The organism is Kushneria aurantia DSM 21353 (genome assembly GCF_000382245.1).
GTDB classification, from domain to species: Bacteria; Pseudomonadota; Gammaproteobacteria; order Pseudomonadales; family Halomonadaceae; genus Kushneria; species Kushneria aurantia.
In genome coordinates this window covers 169,669-195,798 of the sequence record NZ_KB907865.1, presented here as the reverse complement: position 1 = coordinate 195,798, position 26,130 = coordinate 169,669, and the positions used below count along the sequence as shown (strand labels likewise).

21 protein-coding genes and 1 tRNA gene are annotated in these 26,130 nt (G+C 63.5%); 15 read left to right on the top strand and 7 right to left on the bottom strand.

The features are described 5' to 3' along the window. Positions 1-435: 435 nt before the first annotated feature. A complete protein-coding gene (locus H146_RS0104965; protein WP_019950760.1) occupies positions 436-912 on the top strand; it encodes a YbhB/YbcL family Raf kinase inhibitor-like protein in 477 nt (158 codons plus the stop codon). A gap of 197 nt (positions 913-1,109) precedes the next feature. Here H146_RS0104965 and H146_RS0104960 read toward each other — a convergent pair whose 3' ends face one another. Beyond that, the gene (locus tag H146_RS0104960) at positions 1,110-2,420 is read right to left on the bottom strand and encodes an amidohydrolase (protein WP_019950759.1); all 1,311 of its coding nucleotides are present in this window, start codon (positions 2,418-2,420) and stop codon (positions 1,110-1,112) included. A 6-nt stretch (positions 2,421-2,426) separates the two neighbouring features. Then, positions 2,427-3,284 (bottom strand): GNAT family N-acetyltransferase, encoded by an 858-nt coding sequence (locus H146_RS18460; protein WP_019950758.1) that lies wholly within the window; start codon positions 3,282-3,284, stop codon positions 2,427-2,429. Between the two features lie 282 nt (positions 3,285-3,566). Between H146_RS18460 and H146_RS0104950 the strand changes: the two genes are divergently transcribed. From H146_RS0104950 to H146_RS22290, 8 genes are all read left to right on the top strand, one after another. Beyond that, on the top strand, positions 3,567-5,069 hold the full coding sequence (locus H146_RS0104950; RefSeq protein ID WP_026351762.1) for an aldehyde dehydrogenase family protein: 1,503 nt from the start codon (positions 3,567-3,569) through the stop codon (positions 5,067-5,069). A 32-nt stretch (positions 5,070-5,101) separates the two neighbouring features. Then, entirely contained in the window at positions 5,102-6,433 is a 1,332-nt protein-coding gene (locus tag H146_RS0104945) for an NAD(P)/FAD-dependent oxidoreductase (RefSeq protein WP_019950756.1), read from the top strand. 276 nt (positions 6,434-6,709) lie between these two features. Continuing rightward, entirely contained in the window at positions 6,710-7,384 is a 675-nt protein-coding gene (locus H146_RS0104940) for a haloacid dehalogenase type II (RefSeq protein ID WP_019950755.1), read from the top strand. 28 nt (positions 7,385-7,412) lie between these two features. Continuing rightward, complete coding sequence (locus tag H146_RS0104935; protein ID WP_019950754.1) at positions 7,413-8,684, top strand: NAD(P)/FAD-dependent oxidoreductase; 1,272 nt, start codon at positions 7,413-7,415, stop codon at positions 8,682-8,684. A gap of 110 nt (positions 8,685-8,794) precedes the next feature. Further along, complete coding sequence (locus H146_RS0104930; RefSeq protein ID WP_019950753.1) at positions 8,795-10,438, top strand: ABC transporter substrate-binding protein; 1,644 nt, start codon at positions 8,795-8,797, stop codon at positions 10,436-10,438. A gap of 81 nt (positions 10,439-10,519) precedes the next feature. Continuing rightward, positions 10,520-11,476 carry an ABC transporter permease gene (locus H146_RS0104925; protein ID WP_019950752.1) on the top strand — a complete coding sequence of 319 codons (957 nt, stop codon included), beginning with the start codon at positions 10,520-10,522 and terminating at the stop codon, positions 11,474-11,476. 47 nt (positions 11,477-11,523) lie between these two features. Continuing rightward, positions 11,524-12,357 carry an ABC transporter permease gene (locus H146_RS0104920; protein WP_019950751.1) on the top strand — a complete coding sequence of 278 codons (834 nt, stop codon included), beginning with the start codon at positions 11,524-11,526 and terminating at the stop codon, positions 12,355-12,357. Between the two features lie 4 nt (positions 12,358-12,361). Further along, a complete protein-coding gene (locus H146_RS22290; protein ID WP_019950750.1) occupies positions 12,362-14,023 on the top strand; it encodes an ABC transporter ATP-binding protein in 1,662 nt (553 codons plus the stop codon). Here H146_RS22290 and H146_RS0104910 read toward each other — a convergent pair. Further along, the gene (locus H146_RS0104910) at positions 14,017-14,943 is read right to left on the bottom strand and encodes a 2-hydroxyacid dehydrogenase (protein WP_019950749.1); all 927 of its coding nucleotides are present in this window, start codon (positions 14,941-14,943) and stop codon (positions 14,017-14,019) included. The genes H146_RS22290 and H146_RS0104910 overlap by 7 nt on opposite strands. 25 nt (positions 14,944-14,968) lie before the next feature. Further along, positions 14,969-15,193: a hypothetical protein gene (locus tag H146_RS21230; protein ID WP_156826695.1), complete on the bottom strand. Its 225-nt coding sequence runs from the start codon at positions 15,191-15,193 to the stop codon at positions 14,969-14,971. 32 nt (positions 15,194-15,225) lie between these two features. Here H146_RS21230 and H146_RS0104905 point away from each other — a divergent pair, with 32 nt between their 5' ends. Continuing rightward, complete coding sequence (locus H146_RS0104905) at positions 15,226-16,110, top strand: GNAT family N-acetyltransferase (RefSeq protein WP_019950748.1); 885 nt, start codon at positions 15,226-15,228, stop codon at positions 16,108-16,110. Positions 16,111-16,226: 116 nt separating this feature from the next. After that, the gene (locus H146_RS0104900) at positions 16,227-16,703 is read left to right on the top strand and encodes an Lrp/AsnC family transcriptional regulator (RefSeq protein WP_019950747.1); all 477 of its coding nucleotides are present in this window, start codon (positions 16,227-16,229) and stop codon (positions 16,701-16,703) included. Between the two features lie 175 nt (positions 16,704-16,878). Here H146_RS0104900 and H146_RS0104895 read toward each other — a convergent pair. Together H146_RS0104895 and H146_RS0104890 are read right to left on the bottom strand one after the other, a co-directional pair. Then, positions 16,879-16,955 (bottom strand) — tRNA-Met (locus H146_RS0104895). Between the two features lie 38 nt (positions 16,956-16,993). Next, a complete protein-coding gene (locus H146_RS0104890) occupies positions 16,994-19,771 on the bottom strand; it encodes a DUF349 domain-containing protein (RefSeq protein WP_019950746.1) in 2,778 nt (925 codons plus the stop codon). Positions 19,772-20,011: 240 nt separating this feature from the next. On the opposite strand from H146_RS0104890, the gene minC reads away from it, so the two are divergent. From minC to sbcB, 4 genes are all read left to right on the top strand, one after another. Beyond that, on the top strand, positions 20,012-20,725 hold the full coding sequence (gene minC / locus H146_RS0104885) for a septum site-determining protein MinC (RefSeq protein ID WP_019950745.1): 714 nt from the start codon (positions 20,012-20,014) through the stop codon (positions 20,723-20,725). 43 nt (positions 20,726-20,768) lie between these two features. Beyond that, positions 20,769-21,587: a septum site-determining protein MinD gene (gene minD, locus H146_RS0104880; RefSeq protein WP_026351761.1), complete on the top strand. Its 819-nt coding sequence runs from the start codon at positions 20,769-20,771 to the stop codon at positions 21,585-21,587. Next, positions 21,584-21,838 carry a cell division topological specificity factor MinE gene (gene minE, locus H146_RS0104875; RefSeq protein ID WP_019950743.1) on the top strand — a complete coding sequence of 85 codons (255 nt, stop codon included), beginning with the start codon at positions 21,584-21,586 and terminating at the stop codon, positions 21,836-21,838. Before minD ends, minE begins: the two co-directional genes overlap by 4 nt. Positions 21,839-21,903: 65 nt before the next feature. Then, on the top strand, positions 21,904-23,352 hold the full coding sequence (gene sbcB, locus H146_RS0104870) for an exodeoxyribonuclease I (protein WP_019950742.1): 1,449 nt from the start codon (positions 21,904-21,906) through the stop codon (positions 23,350-23,352). Between the two features lie 22 nt (positions 23,353-23,374). On the opposite strand, the gene H146_RS18455 is transcribed toward sbcB, so the two are convergent. Beyond that, the gene (locus H146_RS18455; RefSeq protein WP_019950741.1) at positions 23,375-26,122 is read right to left on the bottom strand and encodes an insulinase family protein; all 2,748 of its coding nucleotides are present in this window, start codon (positions 26,120-26,122) and stop codon (positions 23,375-23,377) included. Positions 26,123-26,130 lie beyond the last annotated feature (8 nt).

Sequence of the window (26,130 nt, the reverse complement as noted above, 5' to 3'; positions counted from 1 at the left end):
GCGTGGTATGGCGGCAGTGGAAACGACCCGGAACTCGGTGCCGCAAGCTTCTGGGGCTGGGTCTGGATGCATACCGTGCGTGGAAGTCAACGGGGAATGGGCGAGGTCCCTGGTGGAATGCCGGTGCCTCGCACATGAATCAGGCCTTGCCGCGGAGGTGGTTCGAGCAGCAAGGCCTGATCTCGGTACTGGATACGGTAAGATGGCTTACCCGTTCTTCATGAACCGCCGTATACCGAACGGTACGTACGGTGGTGTGGGAGGGCGCCGGGGGCAACCCCGGCCCCTACCCGATCCCGGCCGTTTGATACAGGGGAGAGAGCAGTGGCGTGCCGGGTTGAATCCCGGGCCACGATCATCATCTACCATGGTAGGACGACGCCGTGATGGCCTCGCTCAAGTCACCACTCAATGCATTTCATGGGAGTCGCATAAATGCCTTTTGCACCGTCCAGCATGCAAGTCGAAAGCACCGCCTTTGCACCGGGTGAGGCGATTCCCCGGCGCCATTCGGCAGAAGGTGAGGATCTGTCACCGGCACTGAGCTGGAAGGAGGTGCCGGCGGAAACCCGAGGATTTGCGGTCATCTGTCACGACCCGGATGCGCCGCTGGTCAAGGAGAGCCGTTATGGCTATGTCCACTGGCTGCTCTACAACCTGCCGGCGGGGGTCACTTCGCTGGAGGAGGATACGACGCAGGGCACCGCCGGTATCAATGATGGCAATGCCATTGGTTACGGCGGCCCCATGCCGCCGGAGGGACACGGGACACACCAGTACTATTTCTGGGTGCTGGCGCTGGATACCCTGACCGAGCTGCCCGAGGGGCTGACGCAGTCGGAGCTGCTTGAAAAGCTCGAGCCGCATATTCTCGGCATGAGCCGCCTGGTGGGCACTTATCGCCGCGACTGAACCGCCCGACAGGGCCTGAATGTCGCCCTTGACGCACACTCGGTGCCTTTAAGCGGCAGGGCGCCGAGTGTCGTCCGGCCAACTTCAACCCGAGAGATGTACACCGCCGCGTCAAGACATGACGGCACCTCAGGTTGCCAAGGGGGGTGGACCGTGCTCTTCAGAGCGTGGGCTGCGGATTTTGAAGGAGGGGGTCATCAGGAGGAACAGGTAAGTTCGCGTACGATCCGCGCCAGCGATTCGACGGCGACCGGCAGCGTCGCTTCATCGAAGTCAAAGCACGGGTGGTGATGGCCTGCGGCAAGTTGCGTGCCCAGGATCAGGTAGGTGGCCTGGCCACCCTGAGCGATCGTTCTGGCCATCAGCGACGTGGCGTCCTCCGAGCCGATCGGGGCGGTATCGTGGCGAATAATGTGCTCGAACAGCGAAGTCGTTTCGAGACAGTCGGCAAGGCGAGTGACCAGTTCGGGGCTGGCGCCACAATTGTCAGCGGCGCCCACCCGAATAATGTCGACTTCGACATTCTGCATTGCCGCGGCACCGGCGATCACTTCTCGCGCACGACGTTCCATGTCGTCATTGATGGCAGTAGAGCTGCCACGGGTTTCCAGCTCCAGGCAGGCCGTATCGGCAATGATGTTGCGGCCCTGCCCGGCCGTCAGGCGGCCGACGTTGAGGCGCGAGACACCATCACCATGAGGCCCGATGGCGTGTAATCCGATTGTGGCGTGGGCAGCCGCCAGCAGCGCGTTGCGGCCCTCCTGCGGGCGGCCGCCAGCGTGCGCCGATTGCCCCGTCAGGCGCACATCCAGTTTGGTGGTTGCCATGAAGCCGTCGGCACCACATACCAGAGTGCCCTGGGGTTGACCAAGCCCGAGATGGGCGGCGATGAAATAGTCGACGTCGTCGACGACGCCTGCCGCGGCTATCGAAGCCGCGCCCCTGACGCCTTCCTCGGCGGGCTGAAAGATCAATTTGATTCTGCCGGCGAAAGAGAGCGCGCCCCGGCCGAGCAAATGCGCCAGACCAAGGCCGATGGTGGTGTGGCCGTCGTGCCCGCAAGCGTGCATGAATGCCGGATTAACCGATGCAAAGCCCTGTCGTCGTGGGAAGTGGGTGTTCGTCGAGGACTCGACAACCGGGAGCGCGTCGAGATCGAAGCGAAAGGCGAGGGTAGGGCCGGGGCGCTGGCTGTCCAATACACCCACAACAGCGGTCATGCCGCCGGCGAGAGCGGCTAGCCAGGGTTCGGCCGCGCCCTGTTGCCGGGCGCGTGCAAGCGCACCGTCAAGGGTGTCCTCATCGGGTACGCCCAGCCGTGATGCAGCTTCAAGAACCGACTCGCCGACGCTGACCTCGAAGCCCAGGCGCGCAAGCTCTTCGGCGACCAGGCTGGCAGTGCGGAATTCACACCAGCCCGGCTCCGGGTATCGATGAAAGTCACGCCGCCACGCGACCAGCTGTGGTGTCAGGTCCGCGATAGCGGCGCTCAGCGCATCATCTACCATATCTCCTCACCCCATCGCCTGGCTCATCAGCCCAAAACGTCGCAGTCGTCCTTCAGTGGGGGGCGTGCCGCGGTACATACGTTCGACCTGATCCACACGCTTCAATCCAAAAGGGCTCAGCCACTCATCCTCCACGGGATCAACCAGATCGAGGCGCACAAAGCGGCCTTCGGCCCGTGCAAGCAGGGCCGCGATCAGCGCTCTGGCCTGCTCGGCGTTTTCTGCCAGCACCGGGCCGATGTGCTCGCCGCGGCCGAAAGGTCGGCGCAGCGCGAGGCCGACAAGGCGTCCCCGGTCTTCGATAATGACACCATCCTCGGCTTCACGCAGGGCCAGGCCGTAAACCTGATTGCCCGCCTCGAGTGCCGCCACTGCTTGCCGATCTGCTGTCTCGATCGGGCGCAGCCCCTGCGGCGGGCGGGTCGGTGGTACGGCCTGTATCACGCCCTGATATTGCAAGACCCGGTTGCACGGTTCGAATCCCAGCCGGCGATAAAGCGGCGCGCCGGCGCTTGTGGCGACCAGCATCAGAGTAGCTGCCCCGCCTGCCTCGACAAGCCGTGAGGTGAGGGCGCGCCCCAGCCCCTTGCCCTGCCATTGGTCGTGAATAACGATCAATCCCAGCGTCGCTGTGTCGTTCTGGTCGATGCGAAAACCGGTACCGATCAGCGCGCCGTTGCCATCCTTCAGGGCGATCCCTTCTCCCAGCGCCAGCATCTGTGCCCAGTCTTCGCGGCGATGAGGCCAGCCCAGTGCTGTGGAGAGTTCGAGCGCTGCGGTCAGGTCGTTGTCTTCGAAACGACACCATCGATAGGGGCCGGCGTCACTCTTTTGCTTTTGTGCGCTGGTGGAATGAGCTGACATGACCGGGACTCCCTGGTGGCAAGGTTCATGGTGGGGCCGTTGCGCCCATAACCTTAAGCATCGGCGCGAGCAAGTGCCATGCCTGCCATGCAGGGCGAGAGAATTCGGCAGATTTGCCTGCCGCAGAACCCGATCAACGCATCAAGTGCTTTTGCAGGCGCCCGACTCGGCACCTTATGCGGCGGAATTCGCTCTAGCATGAAAAAGGCGGATGCGGCAGGCGAGATCAAGGCGCTGCCATCATTTTCAAGCCTGTGTTTTCAGCTTTCAGCGGAGAGTGACATGCCCGCTTTTGATAGCGAGAGGATCGCCTTTGAACCCGATCGGGTGGCCATTCCCTGTGCCCACTTCATTGCCGGCCGTCGGGTTGAAGGGGAGGGGCGGCTGCCGGTGGCGCGGCCGTCGGACGGTCGGGTCTATGCCGAGCTGCCGGAGGCCGGTGAGGTCGGGGTCGATGAAGCGGTCAGCGACGCGAGCAGGGCCTTCCGCTGCGGTGACTGGTGGCGCCAGGCGCCGCGCGAACGAGGGCGTATCCTGCGCCGCTGGGCGGATCTGATCGAGGCCGATGTCGATGAGCTGGCAAAACTGGAGGCGCTGGGGTCGAGTCGCCCCGTCGAACAGGCGCGTGATTGGGATGTGCCTTATACGGCGGAGGGGATCCGTTTCTTTGCTGAATTTGCCGACAAACATGGGGGCGAGGTCGCGGCTACCGCTGCCAGTAGTCTTGGCATGCAGATTGCCGAGCCGATGGGCGTGGTGGCGGCCATTGCGCCGTGGAATTTTCCGCTGGCCATGACCTGCTGGAAGATCGCCCCGGCGCTTGCAGCGGGTAACAGCGTGGTACTCAAGCCATCCGAACTGACGCCCTTCAGTGCCGTACGGCTGGCGCAACTGGCGATCAGGGCGGGTATGCCGCCCGGAGTATTCAATCTGGTGCAGGGCAGCGGGCCGGTGACCGGCGAGGCGCTGTGTCGCCATCCGCAGATCGACAAGGTGACCTTCACCGGCTCGACCGCGACCGGCCGCAGGATCATGACGGCCTGTGCCGAAACCGGTCCGCGGCCGGTAACGCTGGAGCTGGGTGGCAAGAGCCCGCAGCTGGTGTTTGCCGATATTCCCGATCTGGACCGCACCGCCCGGACTCTGGCGCGGGCGATTACCGGTAATGCCGGTCAGGTTTGTGTAGCCGGTTCGCGGCTGGTGATCGAGCGCTCTTTGCTGGCCCCCATGGTCGAGCGTCTGATGGCCGAGTTCGCCAGCCTGGCGCCCGGGCCTACCTGGCAGTCGGGGTCGCCCTTTTCACCCATTATCTCGTCGGTCCAGCTTGATCGCATCGCGGCAACGGTTGGCCGCGCGCGTGATGCCGGCGCCGAAGTGCTGTGCGGCGGGGAGCGCTTCTCGCCGCAGCAGGAGGGCGGGGGCTGTTTCTACCGGCCCACCCTGCTGGCGATCGGTGAGCGCGACAATCCGGCGATCGCCGAAGAGATCTTTGGACCGGTATTGACGGTGCAGACCTTCGAGAATGAGGAGGAGGCGCTGGCATTGGCCGAGCATGAAGTATATGGCCTGGCGGCGGGCGTCCATACCGCCGATTTGAGCCGCGCGCTGCGCGTGGTACGACGGCTGTCGGCAGGCACGGTGTGGGTCAATCGCTACGGTCGTAGTCATGACTACATCCTGCCCACCGGGGGCTACAAGTGCTCGGGGATCGGTCGCGACCTGGGGCGTGCCGCCTTCGAAGCGAATCTGCGCCACAAGAGCGTTCTCATCGATATAGCGTCATAGCGCGGTTTCGCCGCTGACACGAGGTGTATGGCATGTGGGTCAAGGTGGATGCCGTTGGCAATAGTCCCGAATTTCCCCGGCACGTCGATGTGGCGGTGATCGGTGGTGGCATTATCGGCACCTGCGCGGCTTATGAACTGGCCCGGGATGGCGTGTCGGTCGCACTGTTCGAAAAGGGGCTGATCGGCGCCGAGCAGTCGAGTCGCAACTGGGGCTGGGTGCGCCAGCAGAACCGTGACATGTTCGAGCTGCCGCTGGCGATGCACAGTCTACAGCGCTGGGGGGCGCTCTCCGCCGAAATGGGTCGCGATGTCGGCTTCCGGCGCAGCGGCATTGTCTATGTTACGCAGAGCCAGCAGAGCATGGACAAGTGGGCGGACTGGGGGCGGCGGGCCCGCGAGCAGGGTTTTATCAGTTATCTCATGAGTGCCGACGAGGCGCGCACGCGCACCCCCGGCAGCACCTCGCAGTGGCTGGGGGGGGTATGGTCGCCCGACGACGGCCGCGCCGAGCCGTCGATGGCCTGCCCGGCGATCGCTGCCGGCGCGCAGGCGCAGGGCGCCAATGTGCAGCAGAACTGTGCGGTACGGGGTCTGGAGATCGCCGGTGGGCAGCTCAGGGGGGTCTGGACCGAGCGCGGACTGGTCGAAGCCTCCCGCGTTATCTGCGCCGGTGGCGCCTGGAGCTCTCGGCTGTGCCGACGTCACGGTATCGAGTTGCCGGCCGCCAATATCATGGGAACGGCGCTGGAGACCACGACGGCACCAGAGGTCACTCCGGGCTGTCTGGTGACATCGAAAATGGCGCTTTGTCGACGTCTGAACGGCAGCTACAGCCTGGCCATGCCGGGACACGGAAGAATCGAGATAAGCCCCCAGGGATTGCGCTACGCCAGCAAATTCTATCGTGCCTATCGCAGCAAACTGGCCAAAAAACTGCAGGTGCGCATCGGCCGCTCCTTCTTCGCCGGCCCGGAGGCGGCCGGTAGCTGGCAGCTCGATGAAGTTTCACCGTTCGAGCGCCAGCGCATTCTCGACCCCGAGCCCGATCGCAACCAGGCGCTGAGAGCGCTGGCCGCCATGCATGACGAATATCCCGAGCTGCGCGGCGTACACATTGCCGGTGCCTGGGCGGGGATGATCGACACCACGCCGGATCTGGTACCCGTGATCTCGCCGATCGACTCGATCCCGGGTCTTGTCGTGGCGTCGGGCTTCAGTGGCCACGGTTTTGGCATCGGACCGGGGGGCGGGCGGCTGGCAGCCGACCTGGCGACCGGGGCGCCTCCCCTGGTCGATCCGTCCCCCTACCACCTCAAGCGTTTTGCGCAGGGCAAAGAGATACGTCAGCCGGAAATGATGTAGGCATGCGCCGTGCGGTCGGTGTCATGCCGTGCCGCCGCATTCTGTGCTGTCGAGGTGGTCGCAAAGAGCGTTTTATGTCGGCCCCGCGGCGCGTTTCAGTGCCGTCCACTGAGCAGTGGGTGCTCTAATGGGATCAGCACTCTTCGCTGCTGCTGTTGGTAAGCACTCTGCACACAGGAAAGCCGTCTTTGCCCATAACGTCTTTGACCATAACGTCTTTGACCATAAAAAGAGGGGCCGTTGCAGCGGTCTTCCCCAATTAAAGGACGAACTGCCATGAGTGACATGATGCGCCCGAAGTACATTACCTTCGACTGTTACGGCACCCTGACCAATTTCAGGATGGGCGCCATGGCGCGCGAAATTTTTGCCGATCGCCTTCCCGAGCCGGCGCATATGGAGGGGTTTGTACAGGATTTCGGCGCCTATCGCTTCGATGAGGTGCTGGGGGCCTGGAAGCCTTACGCCGAGGTGATCTGTAGCGCACTGGAGCGGACCTGCCGGCGCTGGGGGATCGAGTATCGCAACAACGAGGGCATGCGTTTTTACGAGGCGGTGCCGAGCTGGGGACCGCACCCGGACGTGATCGAGGGGCTTGCGAAGATCGCCGATAAAATACCGCTGGTGATCTACTCCAACGCCGACGACCGCCAGATCATGTCCAATGTCGACAAGCTCGAAGTACCCTTTCACCGGGTTTTCACCGCCGATAGCTGCAGGGTTTACAAGCCGCGGCTGGCGGCCTTCGAGGCGATGATCGACAGTCTCGATTGTCGCCCGGAGGAGATCCTGCACGTCTCCTCCAGCTTTCGTTACGACCTGATCTCGGCCCATCTCATGGGAATTCGCAACAAGGCCTTTGTGGCGCGTAACCATGAACCCTGGTGCACCGGCTATGGCGCCACCGAGATTGCCGATATTCGCGCCCTGCCGGCGCTGGTCGGGCTCTGAGACGCCGCGCCGGACAGGAGAAGCCGCCATGCAATACGACACCTACTGGCTGGATACTGCGCCACCCTTTGTTTCCGGATGCCGGGCGCCGGATGATCGTTACGACGTGGTTGTGATCGGCGGCGGTTTCACCGGACTCTGCGCGGCGCTGACGCTGGCGCGCTCCGGGGTGAAAGTGGCGGTGCTGGAGGCCGGACGGGTGATCGGCGAGGCCTCCGGTCGCAACGGCGGGCAGTGTAATACCGGTGTCGCCCAGGACTATGCCGGGCTGGTGGCGCGGCTGGGTCGCGAGCGCGCGAAGCGCTATTACCGTACCTTCGCCGAGGCGGTGGCCTCGGTCGAAGCTGTCATCGACGAAGCGTCCATCGACTGCGATTACCAGCGCAACGGCAAGCTCAAGCTGGCCGCCAAACCCGCACATTACGAGCAGCTGGTGCGTAGCGGCGAGGCGATACGGCGCGACGTCGATGCGGATGTCGAACTCTTGACGGCGCAGGAACTGCGCGCCGAGATCGGTTCCTCGCATTTTCACGGCGGATTGCTGCAGAAAAATAGCGGTCAGATGCATATGGGTCGCTTCGGCGTCGGACTGGCGGAGGCGGCGGCGCAACAGGGTGCCCACATCGTTGAGCACACGCCGATGACCGGCTACTGCCGTGAGGCGGGCGGGTTTCGGCTGACCACGCCGGAAGGTGAGGTGAAGGCGGAGAATCTTCTGCTGGCGACCGGTACCTCCCGGCATGGTCCGCTGGGCTGGTTTCGCCGCCGGCTGGTACCTGTCGGCAGTTTCGTGGTGGTTACCGAGCCGCTGTCGCCTGAGCTGTGCCAGCGGCTGCTGCCGGGTCGGCGCGCCTGTGTCACCAGCCGCATTATCGGTAATTACTTCCGGCTGACGCCGGACAATCGGCTGCTGTTCGGCGGGCGTGCTCGCTTTGCCATGTCCGGTGGCGCCTCCGATGCCAAAAGCGGTGACATTCTGCGCCGTGCGCTCGTTGCCATCTTCCCCCAACTGGACGGTGTGCGTCTCGATTACTGCTGGGGCGGACTGGTGGACATGAGTCGCGATCGACTGCCGCATGCCGGTCGCCACGAGGGTATGTACTACGTCATGGGGTTCAGTGGCCACGGTGTGCAGATGTCGGTGCACATGGGGCGCCTCATGGCCGAGGCGATGCTGGGTCAGCGCGACGAATTTCCCTGGCAGGAAACGCGCTGGCGGGCGATTCCGGGGCATTTCGGCAAACCCTGGTTTCTGCCGCTGGCAGGAGGCTGGTATCGGTTGCAGGATCGCCTTCACTGAGGGCTGCCGGAGCAGGAAAAAAACGACAACAGTGAAAAGACAGTACCAGGTTCGATAAGCGCTGTATCCGAATCAACAACAATGCCGATCTTTCGGCGAGGAGAAGGCTTATGAAGTGCGATGACAACTGTGAAACTCAGCTGATTTCCCCGCAGCAGAGTCAGCTCGTTTACCGTGCCATGCAGAACGGATTATCCCGTCGCGAGGCGCTGAAACTGCTGGGTATTGGGGGGCTGGCGGCAGCGGGGCTGGGCAGTCTGCCCGGCATACCCGGGGCCTATGCCGGTGAGACGGGCGACGGCACGCCGCGAAAAGGGGGCAGCATCCGTGTGGCGGCGCACTCCTCATCGACCATGGATACGCTGGATCCCGCTCTGGGCGACACCGCCATAGATTATGTGCGCGCCTTTACCTTCTACAACGGACTTACCCAATTCGATGAAAAGTTGACGCCGCAGCCCTGTCTGGCGGAGTCCTTCGAAACCACCGACAACGGCGGGCGTTGGGTTTTCACGCTGCGTCAGGGCGTGACCTTCCATAGTGGCAAATCGCTGACGCCGCAGGATGTCGTCTTCTCGCTGATGCGTCACAAGGATCCGGACACCGGTTCAAAGGTGATGTCGATGGCCGAGCAGATCGACAGCGTCCGTGCCATCGACGACCGTCGTGTCGAAATCAATCTCGTCTCGCCCAATATCGAGCTGCCTTCGATTCTGGCCGTCTCGCATATGATGATCGTTGCCGAGGGGACCAGCGACTTTGCCAGCGGCAATGGTACCGGGCCTTTCGTATGCCAGCAGTTCACTCCCGGGGTGCGCTCCGTGGCGCTGCGCAACGACAACTACTGGCGTGAAGGGGGAGGACCCTGGCTCGACCGCATCGAGATGGTTGGCATCAGCGACGAGTCGGCTCGCATCAATGCGCTGCTGTCCGGTGATGTGCAATTGATCAATAGCGTCAGTGGACGTAACGCCGGGCGTATCGAACAGTCGCAGGGCAGTGCCATCAAATCGGTCAACTCGGGTAACTACACCGATCTGGTCATGCGCGTTGATCAGCAGCCGACCAGTGCTCCCGAGTTCCGCGAAGCGATGAAGTATCTCTTCGATCGCGATCAGATTCTGCGCGTCGCGCTGCGCGGCTATGGCGAGGTTGCCAATGACCAACCCGTCGCGCCCGGTACGCCCTACTACTTCGATGGGTTGGCGCAGCGCGAATACGACCCCGATCGCGCCGCTTCGCTGCTGAAAAAGGCCGGCCTGGATGGCGCCAGGGTGCCGCTGGTGGTCTCTCCGGCGGCCAGCTATTCCGAGGAGATGGGGCAGTTCCTGCAGCAGTCGGCGTCGCGCGCCGGACTGCAGCTGGCGCTCAACCGGGTTCCGGCGGATGGCTACTGGTCCAATCACTGGATGAAGCATCCACTGGGCTTTGGCAATATCAATCCGCGTCCCACGGCCAACATTCTGCTCTCGCAGTTCTTCCTCTCCAGCGCGCCATGGAACGAGTCCGGTTGGCACAATGAGAAGTTTGATCAGCTTCTGATCGCTTCGCGCAGTGAGCCCGACGCCGCGACCCGCAGGCAGATGTATGCCGACATGCAGACGCTGATTCACGACGAGGGCGGCATCGGCATTCCGGTATTTCTGAGCGACATCGATGGCTACGACACGCGGCTTGGCGGTATGCAGCGTACCGTGCCGCTGGGCGGATTGATGGCCTATATGTTCCCGGAATTCGTCTGGTGGAAAGGTTGATCCCGCTATTCCCGCTCTCATCCGGATGTTCGGGCACGGTGCAGGTCGTGTCCGGCCCCGGCTTTTCCGACGGAGACGGCTATGCGACATACCCTTGCCGTGCTGGTGTTGAGTCGACTGGCCTCGAGCCTGGTAACGCTTTTTCTGGTGTCGCTGGTAATTTTTGCGATTACCGCCCTGCTGCCCGGCGATACCGCTCAGCAGATCCTGGGACAGTTCGCTACTCCCGAGCAGGTCGCGGCGCTACGTGTCCAGCTGGGGCTCGATCATCCCGCGCTGATTCGCTACTGGCACTGGTTGAGTGGTTTCGTTACGGGCGATCTCGGCCAGTCGGCCAGTAACGGCGTCCCGGTGGCGCAGCTGCTGGCCGCTCGCCTGCCCAACTCGCTGATTCTGGCGGCAGTGACCACCGCCATTTCGGTGCCGCTGGCGCTGGTAATGGGCATGGTGGCGGCGATGCGTCGTGGCGGTACCACCGATCGTGTGCTCAATCTGGTGACGCTCTCCATGGTGGCGCTGCCCGAATTTCTGGTCGCGACCCTGGCGGTGCTGCTGTTCGCGGTCAAGCTGGGCTGGTTGCCGGCGCTCTCCTATGTCGCCAATGTCGAAAGTTTCACCGACTTTTTGAAAATCTACACCATGCCGGTGCTGACCCTTTGCTTCGTGCTGGTGGCCCAGATGGCGCGCATGACGCGGGCGGCGCTGATCGATCAGCTCGATAGCGCCTATGTCGAGATGGCCCGTCTCAAGGGGGTACCACCGATGCGGCGAGTGCTGCGTCATGCGTTACCCAATGCTGTCGGGCCGATTGCCAACGCCGTGGCGCTGAGCCTTTCCTATCTGATTGGCGGCGTCATCATCGTCGAGACCATCTTCAACTATCCGGGCATTGCCGGCCTGATGGTGGACGCCGTGTCCAACCGCGATCTTGCCCTCGTACAGGCCTGCGCAATGCTGTTTTGTGGCGCCTATCTGCTGCTGGTGATGTTGGCGGATCTGTGCGCGATCCTTTCCAACCCGAGGCTGCGAAACCGATGAATCGAGCAGAGAACGCGACGCGCGGTCGTTCAGGTGTCCGTGGTCCGGTGGCCACCCTGGCTGTGCGCCGACTGCGCACTGTGCAGTGGACCCGCTGGGTGGGACTGACACTCTTCGGTGCCTGGTTGCTGGTAGCGCTCTTCGGACCGATGCTGGCACCTCACCCCATGGGCGCCTTCGTGTCCGATGAGATCTATGCCGGAGCCAGTGCGTCCTTTCCATTGGGCACTGATTACATGGGTCGCGACATGCTGAGCCGCGTGCTGGTGGGGGCCCGCTACACGCTCGGGCTGGCGTTGATTGCGGCAGTGCTGTCGAGCCTGGTGGGCGCGGGTTTTGGCATGCTGGCGGTACTGACGCCGCGCTGGCTGGAAGAAACCATCCGACGGGTATTCGATACCCTGATCTCCATTCCCAGCAAGATGATGGCGCTGGTGATGGTGTCGGCCTTCGGCAGTTCGATTCCGCTTTTGATCCTTGCCGCGGTGCTGGGTTACGCGCCGGGTGCCTTTCGCATTGCACATAGCCTGGCGGCCAATCTTTCCACTCTGGAGTACGTGCAGGTGGCGCGCACGCGCGGCGAGGGGCGGCTTTATATCGCGATAGTCGAGATTCTGCCCAATATGCTGCAGTCGGTCCTCACCGATATGGGCATGCGTTTCGTTTTCATCGTCCTGCTGCTCAGCGGTATGAGTTTTCTCGGCCTCGGTGTACAGCCTCCGGCGGCGGATCTGGGATCACTGGTGCGCGAGAACATCGGTGGACTCAGCGAAGGCGCGCTGGCCGTCATCGCGCCGGCGGTGGCCATCGGCATGCTGACCATCGGGGCCAATCTGCTGATCGATAGCCTGTCATCCAGCCGTGAAGCGCAGAAGGAGTAATCCCATGCAGGGCGAATCTCTCGTCGTGCGCGATCTCGAGGTCCGTGCGACATCCGTCGATGGTGAAGAACGAACGCTGGTCGAGCAGATCAATTTTTCGCTGCAGCCCGGCGAGGTGATGGCGCTGATCGGCGAGTCCGGCTCCGGCAAGACTACCATTGCACTGGCGATGCTCGGCTACGCGCGCCGCGGCTGTCGCATCGCCGCCGGTAGCGTGCGCCTGGGCGAGAGCGAGGTGCTGAGTCTGAATGCGGCCCGCACCCGCGCTCTGCGCGGCGACCGGATCGCCTATGTGGCACAGAGTGCGGCGGCCGCCTTCAATCCCTCGCGGCCGCTGATGGAGCAGGTCATCGAGGCGGCGCTGATCCATGGCACCATGGATCGTGGCAGCGCACGCCAGAGGGCGTTGGCGCTGTTTCGCGAACTGGCACTGCCGGACCCGGAGCATATCGGCGAGCGTTATCCCCACCAGGTGTCGGGGGGACAGCTGCAGCGGCTAATGGCAGCCATGGCGCTACTGACCGATCCGGCGCTGATCATTTTCGATGAACCCACCACGGCACTGGATGTCACCACCCAGGTGGAAGTGTTGAATGCCTTCAAACGTGCGGTGCGTGAGCGCGGCACCACGGCCATTTACGTCTCTCACGATCTCGCCGTGGTGGCGCAGATGGCTGATCAAGTGCTGGTGCTCAACGCCGGGCGGATCATGGAGCAGGGCACGATCGACAAGGTGCTCGAGCGGCCCGAACACGACTACACGCGCAGCCTGCTGGCGGCGGCGCGCCCGCAGCGCCGGCGGCCGCCAACGAGCAGTAGCGGCGAGGAGCTTCTGCACATCGATAACCTGCAGGTCGGTTATGGTGCAAAAGACTCGGACGGTACACCTGCTGACGTGGTGCTCGATAACATCAGCTTGCGCCTCGATCGCGGCGGTGCGTTGGGCATCATCGGCGAGTCGGGCTCAGGCAAATCCACCCTGGCGAATGCGGTCGCGGGACTGGTCGCCCCCTCCCGAGGCGCCGTGCAGTTTGCCCGTCGCGAGCTTTCACCGACCCTGCGTGGCCGCACACCAGAGCAGTTTCGGCGTATTCAGATGGTGTTTCAGAGTGCCGATAACTCACTCAATCCTTCTCATACCGTCAGGCGTCTGCTCAGCCGGCCCTTGCAGACCTACTTCAAGCGCGACCGAGCAGCGCGCAACCGCCGGGTTGAAGAGTTGATGGCACTGGTCAGACTCTCTCCGGAGCTATTGGACTGTCGTCCCGGCGAGCTATCGGGAGGGCAAAAGCAACGGGTCAATCTGGCGCGGGCACTGGCCGCCGAGCCGGATCTACTGCTCTGCGACGAAGTGACCTCGGCACTGGATACGGTAGTGGGTGCCGCGATTCTGGAACTTCTGGACGAACTGCGTCATGAGCTGGGGGTGGCCTATCTGTTCATCAGTCACGATATTTCCACCATCAGGGCGCTTTGTGACGATGTCATGGTGCTCCACCAGGGGCAGTGTGTCGAAGCGGGCCGCTGTGATGCCGTACTGGAGCAGCCTCGCCACCCCTATACACGCAAGCTGATCGGTTCGGTGCCGGAACTGCGTCCGGGCTGGCTGGAGAGCTGCCAGGCCGAGACTTCACGAGAGAGCGTAATGGACGACAGCGTTCAATAGCCCTGCTGGCGGTCGATCGTGCCGACCATCGGCTCGCCTCGCTGATGACGGCGAATATTGTCCAGCAGAATCGCAAAGGCGCTGTCGGGCTGCGTCATGGCGGCTATGTGTGGGGTCATTAGAATACGCGCATGCTGCCAGAACGGATGGTCGTGGGCGGCAGGTTCGTCGCGCAGGACATCGATTACCGCGGCCGATAGCTGCTCGCGATCGAGGGCGTCCAGCAGATCGGCCTCGACCAGGTGTTCGCCTCGACCGATATTGACCAGAGAAGCCCCGCTGGGAAGTTGATCGAACAAGTGGCGGTCGAGAATATCTCGGGTGGTATCGGTTAATGGCAGTACGCAGAAAAGGATGTCGCTATGGGCCAGAAAGGGCGCCAACTCATCCTTGCCGGCATAGCAATCGATTTTCGCGTGCTGCTGACGGCGGCGTGACCAACCGCTCACCTGGAAGCCATAACCGCTCAGGTGAGTGGCGATCGCCAGCCCCAGCCGTCCGAGGCCCAGGATACCGATGCGTCGCTGACTGGCCGGGATCAGCGCATGAGCCTGCCACTGCGCGCTGTGCTGCTGCTGAGCATAGTGATACATACGACGATGAAGCCATAGCGCAGCGAAACTGGCGTATTCGGTCATGCCGCGCTCAATGGCGGGGTCGAGCATGCGTACCACCGGTAGACCGGCGGGGAGCTGGCGGGCATCGAACTGATCGACACCGGCGGAGGTCGCGAACAGTACCTGCAGTGCCGGGAAACGGGTATCGATCGCCGTTGGCGGCTGCCATGCCAGCATATAACGAATCTCGTCAGGGTTACCGATATCGGGCCACTGACGGAACTCGATATCGGGAGCATGGCGGGCGAAAAGTTCCTGCCAGCGCTTGCCGCGCTCGGGATCGGCCTTGTAGATCAGTGCCATATAGCGTCATCTCGCGTGCAAAAGATCAGCTTAAGGCAATATCCGGGCAGAAGATGCTGTTTTGAGAGTCGAGATGCTCGGTGGGGATCAAAATCGGCCGCTTTTCCGCAGATTCGCCTGTCGGACGTTGCTTGTCAGAATCGGGTACGGGCGGCACCGATGGCGCCTCTTTTTGACAGCCGTGGTTCCGAAGCACTTGCTGATGCCATCTCTCCACCATGGTGATGGATGCGAAAAATTTTCCGATCATGCTGGCCTGCCAGCTCGAGAAAGGAGTAGAGCATGACACAGAGCGACGCCTCTTCGACTCGGCGGGTGGATGCTTTTGTCGCCGAGGCCTGCAGATTGCAGCATTCCGACCTGGCACGGCTTCATCAACTGGCAGTAAGCGTTTACTGGCCGCATCGAGCGCCGGACCTGGCACTGCTGATGTCGTTGGGGCAGGGTTATCTCGCGCTCGACGAGATCGACCGTGTGCTTGCCTCCGGTATGTATTTCCACATGGGATCGGATTTCGCCATGATCGGCATGATGATGACCGCCCCGCGCCTGCAGGCGCGGGGAGCGGGCCGCTGGTTACTGGATCGTCTGATGGCCGATTGTGCCGGGCGTGATCTGCGCCTGAATGCGACTCGCCCGGCTTATCGACTCTATGAGAACGCGGGTTTTGTGCCGGTGGCGGCTGTTCGCCAGCATCAGGGGCTGGCGCGTCCTGTCTCCTGCCCGGGCCGGATATCCGGGTTATCGGTAAGGGAGGTCGAGAAGGGGGATGATAAAGCGCTTCGACAACTGGACATCAGGGCTTTCGGGGCCGACCGCAGCCCGGTGCTTGATGCCCTTTTCAAGGTGAGTAGCGGTATGGTCGCCATGCGCAACGATATGCCGACAGGATTTGCACTGATCCGTGATTTCGGACGGGGCCGGGTAATCGGGCCGGTGGTCGCCGAGGATGAAGAAATGGCGATCAGTTTGATCTCACCGCTGATACAACGCCATGAAGGGTATTTTTTGCGTCTGGACACGCCCATGGCGGGTCAGGTGATGTCCGAATTTCTGATAGCGGCAGGGTTGGCGCACTACGATAGCGTGACGCAGATGCGGCTGGGGCGGCAGCGGGGCGGTGACGGTGTGAAGACTTTCGGATTGGCCGCTCAGGCGATCGGCTGAATTAACGCAGGTGAAGGCCTGTCAGGGGTCAACGCTATGTCGCCTGTGCCGGGCGGCGGGGTAGACGCGGTCCTGAAACGGCGTACTCGTGGCCACTGGCGTTTATGGAGAGAACAATGAAGCTGGATCGCATCGACCTGAGAATCCTTGCCGAGCTACAGAAGAACGGACGTGTCACCAATGTCGAGCTGGCCGAGCTTGTCCATCTGTCGCCCAGCCCCTGTTTGATGCGAGTCAAGAAGCTTCAATCGGCCGGCTACATTACCGGCTACGCGGCACTCATCGATCTGGCCAGACTGGGTGAAGTGCTGACGGTATTTACCGAAGTGACACTGGCCAGCCACCGCCGTATCGACTTCGATCGTTTCCAGACGGCGGTCGAGAAGATTGCGGGCTGTGTCGAATGCCATCTTGTTTCGGGTGGGTTCGACTATCTGCTCAAGTTCGTAACGCGCGGGATTCTGGAATACCAGGAAATTATCGAAGACCTTGTCGATCAGGAAATTGGCATCGAAAAGTACTTCAACTACATCGTGGTCAAGTCACCCTTCATCAAACCCTGTCTTCCCATCGAGTCACTTTTTGATGAATAGGTGTGGGGCGTGGACGATATTCCCGTTTCGCTGCAGGCAGCAAAGAAGAGCCGGACCGGTAGACCACGGACCTGCTTCTCCTGAACTTATGAGCCCGGGTTCCGCGTCTTCTTCCACCTCTTCCAGGCAATAAAAAAGCCGACCCTGTCAGGCCGGCTTGAATATCTGGTGTCGATGGTAGCGGGGACCGGATTTGAACCGATGACCTTCGGGTTATGAGCCCGACGAGCTACCAGGCTGCTCCACCCCGCATCGACGTGATGCGCATATTACGCTTTTTTTGCAGTGCGTCAAGCGTCCGGTTCAACTTTTGTCAGCGCCTTCATATGCTCCTCCAGAACCGGTGCCAGTCGCTGCCACTGGTCTGCCGTGATCGGCCCGCTGGCCAGCAGCCGACACTGTAGCTTATCGATTTCATCGAGAAAGTCAGGAGTGTTGCCCATGGCGTTGTTGAGCCGTGCGACCTGCACATCAAGGCGCCGCGAAGCGTCCTCCTCGCCGAGCGGCGCGTCCACCAGCACGGCGAGATGAACGCGCAGGTGTTCAAGCCACTCTCGGGCTTCGTCGGCGTCGCCATCACGCCGGCGCCGATTGCGCAGGCGATGGGCTTCCAGCGCCGCGGGCGGTAGGGGCTGGTCGCTTTCGACGGCGTCGGCGGCATGACCATTGGTCATCATGGTGTCCGCCTCGACGTGGGCCTTGAGAAGCGGTTGCCATTGCTGCCAGCGCTCGTACAGCGCGCCCAGTGCCAGCCGGTCGAGCTGACGCTGGCGGTCGCGTACGATCCCCTGCCAGCGCTTTTGCATGCCACTGGCACGGTTGCCCTTTGGCAGCGGTGCCAACTCTTCGGCCTCCTGCTCGGCGGCCGCAAGTGTGGCAAGTTCGTCATGGTGGCGTGGCTGCCACTGATCAAGACGATCAATCAGCGCCTGCATGGCGTCGAGCCTTTCGTCACGATGCTGGCGTTGACGGTGGCGACCGGCATTGCGGCGCTCGAAGATGGCGTCGCAGTGCTGGCGAAAGGTACGCCACAGGGCCTGCTCTTCGCCACGCGGGGCACGTCCCAGCTCGCGCCAGCGTGTCTGCAGTGCCTTGGCCTGCTCGGCGCGGCGCTCATCGTCACCTGTCTGCTGCGCCAGTTGACTGATCTGCTCGATCAGTTCGCGCTTGGCCTCGGCGATATGACGCGCCTGCTGATCGATCAGTGTCTGCAATCCCCGCAGGGCGCGCGAAAAACGCTGGCGCAGTTCGTTTTCCCGCTCGCGCGGGATGGGTGAGTGCTGGCGCCACTCCTCGCGGGCGCGGTCGCGGATGGTGCGCAGGGCGTCCGGGTCGGAGCTTCGGGCCGGATGATCGACCAGCGTCTCCAGCTGTTCGCAGAGCGCGTGTCGCGCCTCCAGGTTCTCTTCCCGCAGGCGGTCGCGCAGGCGATAAAACTCGGTCAGCCGTTCGCGCACTTTATCGGAGGCGGTGCGAAAGCGAGCGGAGCGCTCGCGCGAGGCGGCGGCGTCACCGAGTGCTTTCCACTCCCGTACCAGCCGCCGATGCTGGTGATCGCGGCCGCTGTCATCGAGTTCGGCATCTCCCAGGCTTTCCATCTGCTCGATCAGCTGCTCACGCTTGGGTGCCGCAGCGAAGCTGCGCCAGTCGCGCAGTTCACGGGCGCGCTGGTTGAGGTGAGCGAGGCGCTGTCCCAGCGCCTGCTGCGCCTCATCGGCAAGTCGGGGGCGACGCTGCATGAGGCTGTCGAGGAGGCGCCCTCCTTCCTGCAGCTCGCCACGCTCAAGGTGCTGTTCGAGCTGCTCGAGGTCGCCTTCGAAGGCGTCGCGGTCGGCCTCCGCCGGGCTATCGGTTGCGGCCGCAGCGGTCGTCGTGGGGGATTGCGGGCGATGCTGCAACAGAGAAGGGGCAGGGAAGGCCTGTGGCCAGGCGATCTCTTCTGCCAGTGTCTCGAAGGTGTCGGTATCGCCTTCTGCGAGGGCTTTGCTCAGACCTTCACGGTGGGTCTCGAAGCGGTGGTGGGCTGCGCTCAACTCGCTGGCACGCTGGGTCAGCGCCTCAAAGCGTTGCTGATCGGCTGCGTCCGGGGCGATCCGATCACCCAGCTCGCGCCACTGTTCGTTGAGCAGCCGCCAGTGGGCGCGCAGCTGCGCGATATCCTGATCGTCGGGGCTCTCCAGTGCGGCGATGTCATCCAGCGCCTGCGCCAGCGAATCGAGGATGCGTCGGCTGTCGTGGCGCGCCTGCTCCAGCGACTGCTGGCGCTCACGCGCTTCGCGCTCGGCGCTGTCATGATCGCGAATGCGCGTTGCTGCACGCTGTTCGGCGTGGCGGAACTGCGCCTGCTGCGCCGCGGTGGCCTCCTCGGCGAGCGGTTGCCACTCGCGTGCAAGATGGCGATAGCGCGCCGGCAGCATGGGTTCCCACGGCTGCTCGGCAAGCCGCGTCATGGCGGCGATGAGTTCGTTGCGACGCTGTTCGCGGGCACTCTGCTCGCGGCGCTGGTGGCGCCTCTCGGCAAGTTGATCGCGGGCCTGGCGAGCGATCTGTTTGTCACGCCGGGCCTCGCGCGTCAGTCGTTCCAGCCCTTCATCGCTTTCCACCCGGGCGGCGGCGGCATGGCGCACGCCGGCGATGGCGTTATGAGCGGCGTGATGCACCATCGAGGCTTCGCCGTGGATGCGCGCCAGCGCCGCCAGGCGCAGTTGTTGATTGTCGGCATGAGCAACGATGTGATCGAGCACACTCTCTACGCTCAGCGCTGCGACGACTGTCAGGCGCTGTTCGAGCGATAAAAGCGGCGTCTGTTCGCCGCTCAGGCTCTCCAGCAGGGTGCGGCGCAGAGCGGCGCCGGCAATGTTGTCGTCGTTGAGCAGCCGCTGATAGAGCGACGGTTCGGCCAGTCGTTCGAGGGCGGCGTAGCGCACCTCGCGGTCGCTGTCCTGCAAAAGGCGTTCGAGCTTGTCGCGGTCGCGTTCGAGCTGAAGGCGGGCGATAGCATTGCGACGTACGGCGGGGTCGCCGTGGCGCCAGCGGGGAGCAAAGAGACGTTTCAAAAATCCGGGCATCAGTTTGAAATCTTTTCAAAAAGCAGACGTCGTTCGAAGTGGCGACCGGGGTGCGCTGGCGTCGAAGGTCCGAGCCAGTGTCGTGCCCCTGTCGTCGTTCGTATCGCCAGCGGCATGGAAGCGCGAGCGTCGCAGGCTTGCGACACCTGACAGACGCCGGTACAGGCCGTATGATCGATGGTATCCGGGCAGGCTATCATCACGCACGGCGTTCATTCATTATCCGACAGGGAATCGGGCATGAGTCTCAAGGTGGAACAGGCGACTACTGCCTTTACCTTCAAGGGTGGCATGCTGCCCATGACCGTCATGGAGCTGAGCACCTCCGACCCCGAGCGCATTGGCGCGCAGCTCGCCGGCAAGCTTAGCCAGGCGCCGGCGTTCTTTCAGCACACGCCGGTCGTATTGAGCGTGGAAAAGCTCGATGATACCGCACTGGCGCTGGAGCGTCTCTGCGCCGTTTGTCGCTCGCATCGGCTGCTGCCGGTAGCCGTGCGCGGCGGCGGCGAGGGGATCAAGCAATCCGCCTGGGCGCTGGGGCTGGGCTGGTTCCCGCCGCAGGAGATACGCGAGACGCGCCCGCTGACGACCGTGGATGAGACATCCGCCGGTATCGACGAAACGGGCAGCGGGCGTATTCATCGCGGCACGGTGCGCTCCGGCCAGCAGGTCAGCGCACCGGGCGGCGATCTGGTCATTATCGGTGCGGTCAACGCCGGGGCCGAGGTGCTGGCGGCGGGCAGCGTCCACGTTTACGGGCCGCTGCGCGGCCGGGCGCTGGCCGGTATTCACGGCGACCGCCAGGCGGGCATCTTCTGCCGCGAACTGCATGCCGAGCTGCTGTCGGTGGCGGGTACCTACAAACGCCTCGAGGATGTCGACAGGGCACTCCTCGGTACCCCGGTACAGATTGGGCTGAAAGAGGATCAACTGGCGATCGAAGCGCTGGTCTGACTCTCCTTCGTAAATAATATCATCAGGTTACAGGAAGCGTATTTTGGCGAGAATCATTGTCGTGACATCAGGAAAGGGTGGGGTTGGCAAGACCACCAGTGCGGCAGCCATCTCGACCGGCCTGGCCCTCAAGGGTAACAGGACGGTGGTGATCGACTTTGATGTTGGCCTGCGCAATCTGGATCTGATCATGGGCTGCGAGCGCCGGGTGGTGTATGACCTGGTCAACGTCATTCAGGGTGAGGCGGGACTCAACCAGGCCCTGATTCGCGACAAGCGCACGGAAAATCTGCACATCCTGCCCGCCTCCCAGACCCGTGACAAGGAAGCCCTGACGCTGGAAGGGGTCGAGCAGGTACTGGAGAAGCTCTCCGAGGACTACGACTATATCGTCTGTGATTCGCCGGCCGGCATCGAGCGCGGCGCTCAGCTGGCGATGTACTTCGCCGACGAGGCGATCGTGGTGACCAATCCCGAGGTTTCCTCGGTGCGCGACTCCGACCGCATTCTGGGGCTGCTGGCCTCCAGGACGCGCCGCGCCGAGCAGGGTCAGGACCCGGTAGTCGAGCGGCTGCTGATCACCCGCTACAACCCTGACCGGGTCGATAGCGGCGATATGCTGAATCTCGATGATATCCAGGAGATTCTGGCCATCAAGCTGATTGGCCTGATCCCTGAATCCGAGGCGGTGCTGCGTGCCTCCAACTCCGGCGTTCCGGTGACCCACGATGAGCAGAGCGACGCCGGCCAGGCCTATCTCGATACGGTTGATCGGCTGCTGGGTGAAGAGAAACCGCTGCGTTTCCACCAGTTTGAAAAGAAAGGTTTTCTGAGCCGTATCTTCGGCGGGGGGCGGCGGTGAAGCTACTCGATTTTTTAAAGCGCGAGCGCAAGAAGTCGGCCTCGGTGGCCAAGGAGCGCCTGCAGATCATCGTCGCCCACCAGCGCAGCCAGCGTGATCAGCCCGACTACATGCCGATGCTGGAGCGCGAGCTGCTCGAGGTCATTCGGCGCTACGTCGAGGTTGACCAGGACGCCATCAATATCAGCCTCGACAGCGAGGACGACTGCTCGATTCTTGAACTCAACGTTACCCTGCCCAACCGCTCCTGACGCCCGCGCGTCGGTGCGCTGGCATCGGCGGGGGTGACGTGCCGTTTACTCCGGGAGACGCTGTCTTGTCGGCCAGTTTTCTGTTCCACGATTATGAAACCTTCGGCGCCGACCCGCGCCGCGACCGCCCCTCGCAGTTCGCCGCTATCCGTACCGATGCGCAGTTCAACGAGATCGGCGAGCCGGAGGTGCTCTACTGTCGTCCCGGCGATGACTACCTGCCGCAGCCGGTCGCCTGCCTGCTTACCGGCATTACGCCGCAGCAGGCCGCCCGCCGCGGCGTGCCGGAGAGCGAGTTTGCCGGTCGCATCAACGCCATGATGCAGCAGGCCGGCACCTGTACGCTGGGCTACAACTCGCTGCGTTTCGATGATGAGGTGAGCCGCCATCTCTTCTACCGCAACTTCATCGACCCCTACGCCCGCGAATGGCAGAACGGCAATTCACGCTGGGATTTGATCGACGCCGTACGCGCCTTCTACGCCCTGCGCCCGGACGGCATCGAGTGGCCGCGGCGTGACGACGGTGCGCCGAGTTTTCGTCTCGATCAGCTCAGCCCGGCCAACGGCATCGAGCATGCCGACGCCCATGATGCCCTGGCCGACGTGCACGCCACCATTGCGCTGGCGCGGCTGCTGCGCGGTCGCAATGCTCGCCTTTTCGACTATTTGCTGGGGCTGCGCGACAAGCGTCGGGTCGCCTCGCTGCTGGATGTGAACAGTCGCAAGCCGATGCTGCACATCTCGCGGCGTTACCCCGCCAGCCGCGGCTGCAGCGCACTGATCGCACCGCTGGCGATGCACCCCACCAATCCCAACGGGGTGATCGTGGTCGATCTGTCGGTCGACCCCGGGCCGCTGCTGGCGCTTGGTGGCGAAGCGATTCGTGAGCGGGTGTTTGCCAATGCCGACGAGCTGTCGGAAGGCGAGGAGCGTATTCCGCTCAAGGTGGTGCAGCTCAATCGCAGTCCGGTGCTGATGCCGATCAGCGTGGTCGATGACGCCGTCGCCGAGCGCCTGGGCATCGACCGCGCTGCCGCCGAGCGCCACTGGCAGCAGCTGGCCGTGTCGAGCGATCTTGCCGCCAGAGTGGCGCAGGCGTTCTCCGGTGAGATGCCCAATCCGCCCGCCGATCCCGATCTGATGCTCTACTCGGGAGGCTTTTTCTCCAAAAGCGACCGCCAGCAGATGGTGCGTATCCGCGAGACCCCGGTGGAGGCGCTGGACAGCCTGCAGCCGGCCTTTCAGGACAGCCGGCTGGAGGAGATGTTCTTTCGCTTCAAGGCGCGCAACTATCCGCAGGTGCTGAGCGACGAGGAGCAGAAGCGCTGGGAGCACGACCGCTGGGAGCGCATGAATGACGCCTCGGTGGCGTCGATGACGCTGTCCGGTTTTGCTCGCGAGATCGAGCGGCTCAACGGCGAATTGAACAGCCTGAGCGACAGTGACCGCCAGCACCTCGAGGAGTTGGTAATGTTCGTCGAGGGCATGATGCCGCCCCAGGCTTTCGTGTAACAACGCCCGGGGGCAGCCTTCCTTACGCGACCGGCCGGCGCAGCGCCGGCTGCCACGGCGCCTCGCTCTGGTTGGGCGCCGCGACGCTGTCAAAGCGTACATCCAGCTTCGGCCGCTGGCGCAGCGACTGCCACGCTCCCTTTAGCGCCTCGGCGCTGATGGCTGCCACTCGGTCGGCCAACTGCTCGCGACGGTCGAAGCGGGTAAAGCCCAGCGCCAGGTCCTGCCATAGTCTGCTGCTCAGCTGCGCCAGACGTTGCTCGCGCTCGTTCAGGCGATCCTGTACCGCCTTGCGCCAGGGGGCCAGGGTGGTGTCGTCCAGCTCCTCGACGGTGGCGTCGAAGCTCTCCAGAAAGGCATCGATGCGCGCGATCAGCGCGCCGCTGTCGTTTTCCGGCGACTGCACCAAAAGCATCAGGCCGGGGGCCTCGAGCAGGGGCAGATAGCGCGCTGCGACAATGTAGCCGAGCTGCTCCTGGGTGCGCAGCTGATGGAAAAAGGGCGCGTCGATCAGTTGCCCCAGCAGCGCCAGTTGCGCCTGATCGTCCAGCGTGCGCTCGCTGCTCTGCAGGTAGCGCAGCACGGCGCCATCTCCGCGCTGACTCTGCGGCCGCAGCGCCGGCGGCTGCGCCTCGGCGTGCAGTACCGCGATATCGGGTATGTCGCCTGCTGCCACCCGAGGAGCCAGTACCCTTTCGATACCGTCGCCGCCGTGGCGTGCCTGCGCCTCGTCGAGATTGCCCGCTGCCAGCGCCTGGACATGCAGCTCGGAGAGCCAGCGGCGACGAAAGCTGGCGAATTCGATGGCGCTCACTTCGGCCAGCGTCTCAAGCTTCTCGTCGCGGTGCCAGGCGGGGTGAATCAGCGCCCGCGAGAGGGCGCGCTGCAGCTGCTCGTGCAGCGGGTCGGCGATTTCGTCGCGCCACCTGCGCTCCAGCTCGCGAGCGGCGCGAGCCATATCATCCTCTGCGATACTGTCCGAGACGAGCGCTTCAAGGACCTGTTCGATCACCCGCAACTGACGGTCTCGCCAGCCGCTGAAGGTGAGCGTCATACCCCGGGCGTGAGCATGGGCATGCACATCCTGACCGGCCAGGCGGGCGGGATAGAGCTTCTCCAGCAGGCTCTCCTCCAGCCAGCGCGCCAGCAGCTCGGTCAGCACGGTTTCACGCACGCTGCTTCCCGCCTGCGGGCTCTGCAGGCTGAGGCGCCATTCGGCGCGGGGCGAGTGAAAACGCTCGGCGGGGGCGTACCACAGATCGAGGCCCGTGTTGTCGATCAACGCACGGGGACGCTCGTCACCTACCGCCAGCAGTGAAAAATCGCGGGCGATGAAGTCGTTGGCGCCGGGCAGTGCCAGGCCGTCAAGCGGCGCGGCGCTCACGGCATCCGGACGTTCATCGAAGCGCCAGGGGGCGTGAAACCAGGGCGACTGCTGGCCCCCCTCGACGTCAGGGCCGCTGTAGAGGCGCAGCAGGTTGTCGACACGCATGGCGTCAAGGTAATGGCCGATGCGCTCGGCGTCGAAGCCGCTCATCAGGAAGGGGGCGCTTCGTATCTCCGCCAGCGGGTAGCGTGCCATCGCCATCGACAGCGCCGTTGCCTGGCGCGCCGGGGGCAGGCGCTGCTGAAAATCGAACTGCTGGCGCGATAGCTGTGCCTGTTCATCGAAGCGCCATTGTGCGATGCCATGCTCGCGGATCAGCGCGATCCACGCCATCAGCGTGGCCTGAATGGCGTCGATATGCCGGGCGCCCTCGGCGGTAAGCTCGATATTGACCGCCAGCATGGCGCGCCGGCCGTCGCCGCGCACGCTGCCGGCAGAGAGGCCGTCGGCCCAGCCGCACGCGCGCAGGCGCGACAGCAGGCTGTGCTCGCCCTCGTGGCCCAGCAGGTCGGAGAGAAAGAACGCCGGCTTGAGGCGGAACTCACGCTCTGGATCGTCGGTCGGAAACAGAAAGCGCAGATGGCGCTGCTGCTGCAGCGCGTTGACCGCTATGGCGGCGGGCAGTTGCCCTTCGGCGGTGATCGGCACGTCGATGGCGCCGGGAATGAGGCCGTTATTCGGTACTTCGCTGAAGCAGCGCCGCGCCAGGGTTTCCAGCTCATCGAGCGGCTGCGGGCCGAGCAGTACCAGCTGCATGGTGTTGGCGTCGTAGTGCTCGGCGAGAAAACGCCTGAGTGCCTCGCGCAGCGATAGATCGGGATGATCGCGGAGCGTGTCGAGACTGCCGACGGTGAAGTGATTGAAGGGGTGCTGCGGGTTGAGCACCGTGCTCAGGGCGTCCTCGATGCGGCGGGCGTCGTCGTGCAGTTTGGCCTGGTATTCGGAGTGCACCGCGCGCCGTTCGCGCTCGACATAGTCGGCGTTCAGCAGCGGAGCGATGAAAAAGCGACTGAAGCGGTCCAGCGCGCCTTCGAAGGCACCCGGGTCGATATCGAAGAAGTAGTTGGTGTCGCGCGGTGCGGTAAAGGCGTTGTGGTTGCCGCCGTGCTCGCCGAGATAGTGGTGGTAGTCGTCCGGGTCGGGGTAGCGGTCGGTGCCCAGAAACAGCATGTGCTCGAGAAAGTGGGCCAGGCCGGGAAAGCGCTCGGGGTTGAAAGCGCTGCCGGTGGCGACGTTCATCGCCGCGCTGGCGCGGTCGGCATCGGGGTCGTGGGCCAGCAGCACCTGCAGGCCGTTGGCCAGTCGCAGGGGGCGGTAGTCGAGGCGATCGGCGGCGTTGGTGACGAGGCTTGCCGGATGCTGCTGCACGTCGGTATCGGGCATGTGGTCAA

Coding starts and splice junctions, on each gene's coding strand:
- H146_RS18455 (WP_019950741.1), bottom strand. CDS start 26,122: ATGCCCGATACCGACGTGCAGCAGCATCCGGCAAGCCTCGTCACCAAC.
- H146_RS0104925 (WP_019950752.1), top strand. CDS start 10,520: ATGCGACATACCCTTGCCGTGCTGGTGTTGAGTCGACTGGCCTCGAGC.
- H146_RS0104900 (WP_019950747.1), top strand. CDS start 16,227: ATGAAGCTGGATCGCATCGACCTGAGAATCCTTGCCGAGCTACAGAAG.
- H146_RS0104945 (WP_019950756.1), top strand. CDS start 5,102: ATGTGGGTCAAGGTGGATGCCGTTGGCAATAGTCCCGAATTTCCCCGG.
- H146_RS0104890 (WP_019950746.1), bottom strand. CDS start 19,771: ATGCCCGGATTTTTGAAACGTCTCTTTGCTCCCCGCTGGCGCCACGGC.
- H146_RS0104910 (WP_019950749.1), bottom strand. CDS start 14,943: ATGGCACTGATCTACAAGGCCGATCCCGAGCGCGGCAAGCGCTGGCAG.
- H146_RS0104960 (WP_019950759.1), bottom strand. CDS start 2,420: ATGGTAGATGATGCGCTGAGCGCCGCTATCGCGGACCTGACACCACAG.
- H146_RS0104965 (WP_019950760.1), top strand. CDS start 436: ATGCCTTTTGCACCGTCCAGCATGCAAGTCGAAAGCACCGCCTTTGCA.
- H146_RS18460 (WP_019950758.1), bottom strand. CDS start 3,284: ATGTCAGCTCATTCCACCAGCGCACAAAAGCAAAAGAGTGACGCCGGC.
- H146_RS0104935 (WP_019950754.1), top strand. CDS start 7,413: ATGCAATACGACACCTACTGGCTGGATACTGCGCCACCCTTTGTTTCC.
- H146_RS21230 (WP_156826695.1), bottom strand. CDS start 15,193: ATGATCGGAAAATTTTTCGCATCCATCACCATGGTGGAGAGATGGCAT.
- minC (WP_019950745.1), top strand. CDS start 20,012: ATGAGTCTCAAGGTGGAACAGGCGACTACTGCCTTTACCTTCAAGGGT.
- H146_RS0104930 (WP_019950753.1), top strand. CDS start 8,795: ATGAAGTGCGATGACAACTGTGAAACTCAGCTGATTTCCCCGCAGCAG.
- H146_RS22290 (WP_019950750.1), top strand. CDS start 12,362: ATGCAGGGCGAATCTCTCGTCGTGCGCGATCTCGAGGTCCGTGCGACA.
- H146_RS0104940 (WP_019950755.1), top strand. CDS start 6,710: ATGAGTGACATGATGCGCCCGAAGTACATTACCTTCGACTGTTACGGC.
- H146_RS0104905 (WP_019950748.1), top strand. CDS start 15,226: ATGACACAGAGCGACGCCTCTTCGACTCGGCGGGTGGATGCTTTTGTC.
- H146_RS0104950 (WP_026351762.1), top strand. CDS start 3,567: ATGCCCGCTTTTGATAGCGAGAGGATCGCCTTTGAACCCGATCGGGTG.